The sequence below is a fragment of the Stenotrophomonas sp. STEN087 genome (assembly GCF_056759115.1).
Genome location: NZ_JBRRCR010000164.1, coordinates 1 through 2,227 on the forward strand (window position 1 = coordinate 1; position 2,227 = coordinate 2,227).

1 protein-coding gene is annotated in these 2,227 nt (G+C 68.7%); it reads left to right on the forward strand.

Annotated features, from left to right (window positions below):
• Nucleotides 1-585 precede the first annotated feature (585 nt).
• Nucleotides 586-2,010 carry a DEAD/DEAH box helicase gene (locus tag ACVOK1_RS20430; protein WP_200753830.1) on the forward strand — a complete coding sequence of 475 codons (1,425 nt, stop codon included), beginning with the start codon at nt 586-588 and terminating at the stop codon, nt 2,008-2,010.
• Nucleotides 2,011-2,227: the final 217 nt, after the last annotated feature.

Below are 2,227 nucleotides of genomic sequence, written 5' to 3' on the forward strand. Positions count from 1 at the left end.
GGCATGGGCCCGAGGCATGCCTCGGGCGGGTTGGGCAGGACGCCCAACCCCGGTCTTGCCGTGTGCGCAGGACAGCGCACACGAGCAAGCCGCGACCAAGCCCCCATGGGTAAGGGCGCTTTGCTTGCGAAGCCCTGCTTCGCAAGCGCCCGAACGCACAGCCGCCAGCGGCTGGGCCGGACCCCGGAGGGGAGTTTACGGGGTCCCCCTCAACCGGACCCACCCCGCCAACCCACGGATAGCCGGCTTTTGACGTTGCCCTGGCTTCAAGCGGGTGCAGGGCTGCAAGCCCTGCAGCCCCCCTACCTGAACAGGGGATTTTGCGTGGAGTATTGAAGATCGTTTAGACTTGCGGGGTCTGCAGCGGCCGTCCGTTTCCCTCCGGGATCGCCGGCGACCTGGGTCCGCCCACTTCGCCCGCCCCCACTCCGACGCCGTTCGTCACGCATTCCAGCCTGCGCTCCGTGCCGGCTGCACCCAATTCTCGCAGCGCGGTTCACGGGAACGCTCCGAGTCAGCCGATCAGTTTGATCTGCCCCCGTCTGTCCGTTCGGACAGGCGTTTCTTGTACTTGGAGCAATCTCAATGTCTTTTGAATCCCTGGGCCTTGCGCCTTTCCTGCTGCGCGCGCTCGCCGAGCAGGGCTACGAAAACCCGACCCCGATCCAGCAGCAGGCGATCCCGCTGGCGCTGGCCGGTCGCGACCTGCTGGCCGGTGCACAGACCGGTACCGGCAAGACCGCCGCCTTCGGCCTGCCGCTGCTGCAGCACCTGGGCACCGCTTCGCAGGAAGTGCGCAGCGGCCCGCGCAAGCCGCGTGCGCTGATCCTGGCCCCGACCCGCGAACTGGCCACCCAGGTGCATGACAGCCTGCGCGGCTACAGCAAGTACCTGCGCATCCCCAGCGCCTGCATCTACGGCGGCGTCGGCATGGGCAACCAGCTGGACATCCTGCGCCGCGGCGTCGACCTGCTGGTCGCCTGCCCGGGCCGCCTGATCGACCACTTGGAGCGTCGCAGCGTCGACCTGTCCGGCATCGAAGTGCTGATCCTGGACGAAGCCGACCGCATGCTCGACATGGGCTTCCTGCCGTCGATCAAGCGCATCCTGGCCAAGCTGCCGAAGCAGAACCGCCAGACCCTGCTGTTCTCGGCCACCTTCGAGGACAACATCCGCCAGCTGGCGCTGGAGTTCATGCGCAACCCGGAACAGATCCAGGTGACGCCGAAGAACACCGTGGCCGAAACCATCACCCACCGCGTGCATCCGGTCGATGGCAGCCGCAAGCGCGACCTGCTGCTGCACCTGCTGGCGCAGGACAGCCGCGAGCAGACCCTGGTCTTCGCCCGTACCAAGCACGGCAGCGACAAGCTGGCCTCGTTCCTGGAAAAGTCCGGCATCAAGACCGCGGCCATCCACGGCAACAAGAGCCAGGGCCAGCGCCTGCGTGCACTGGGTGACTTCAAGGCCGGTCGCGTGACCGTGCTGGTGGCCACCGACATCGCCGCGCGCGGTATCGACATCAACGAGCTGCCGAAGGTGATCAACTTCGACCTGCCGATGGTGGCCGAGGATTATGTGCACCGCATCGGCCGTACCGGCCGCAACGGTGCGACCGGCCAGGCGATTTCGCTGGTGGCGCAGGACGAAGTGAAGCTGCTGCGTGCGATCACCCGCCTGCTGGGCCGCGACATGGACATCCGCGACGTTCCGGGCTTCGAGCTGCAGACGCCGATCCGCTGGGGCAACAGTGCACCGGGCAAGGCCGAGCACGACACCGGCGAGCGCGCACCGCGCAAGAGCCACGCGCGTCGTCCGCACGGTGATGCGCCGCGCCATGCGCATGCGGGTCCGAAAAAGGCCGGCGGCGGCCGTCGCGATGGCGGTGGCAATGGCCAGCAGCGTGCCGGTGCGGGCGCGGGTCAGGGCCAGCGTCGTGGCGGTGGCGGCAATGGTGGTGGCGGCCGTGGCCGCGGCCAGGGCGGCAACGGCGGCGGTCGCGCTGGCTGATCGCAGCTGACGGTTGTTGCGCTTCCCGCTGCGCGGGGGGCTATCGAGGGACGGCGCTGAGGCGCCGTCCTTTTTTTTGCGTTGGCTACCCGGGTTTGGAGGCTGGCGGTTGGTTCTGCGTGGGCGTTGGTGAGCGGGGGCGTTGGTGAGCGGGGGCGTTGGTGAGCGGGGGCGTTGGTGAGCGGGGGCGGTGTGTGGGGGGGGGGGGGGGGCCCCC